We start from the raw sequence: 374 nt of genomic DNA, 5'->3' as shown, positions 1-374 counted from the left end.
ACCTCGTGCGTAGCCGCTGCGCCGCGCTGGGCGTGTCGCCGGTGCACGTCGATGCCTGCATCGGCCTCGTCGACGCCCCGCCGGAGTGGCCCGTGCCGGCCACCCAGCTGCTGCAGACCGCCGCGCTGTGCGCGCTGGTCCAGCATCGCGCGGCGAACCAGCCGTTGCTTATCTCCATCGACGACCTGCAGTGCGCCGACTGGCAACTCGCGATGATCCTGAACGTGGTCGTGCCGACGACCCTCGATTACCCCGTCCTGTGGATGTTCGCTACCCGCCTCGAACCCGGTCCGATGCGGCGTCCGCTCGGCGTGCGCATGGACGCGCTGGCCCGCACCACCCTGCACCTGACGCCGCCCGCCGTGCGCGCGGAC

Annotated in this window: 1 protein-coding gene; it reads left to right on the top strand. The window is 71.9% G+C overall.

From position 1 onward, the window contains the following. Positions 1 to 374, top strand: a 374-nt coding sequence (locus tag ACEN88_RS34625) for a hypothetical protein (protein ID WP_413346928.1), incomplete at both ends; no start/stop codon positions are given.

Origin of the sequence: Massilia sp. CT11-108, from assembly GCF_047302915.1 — a bacterium.
GTDB classification, from domain to species: Bacteria; Pseudomonadota; Gammaproteobacteria; order Burkholderiales; family Burkholderiaceae_D; genus Telluria; species Telluria orientalis.
Note: the sequence above shows the minus strand (reverse complement) of the source record. Positions and strands in the feature narration are given on the sequence as shown.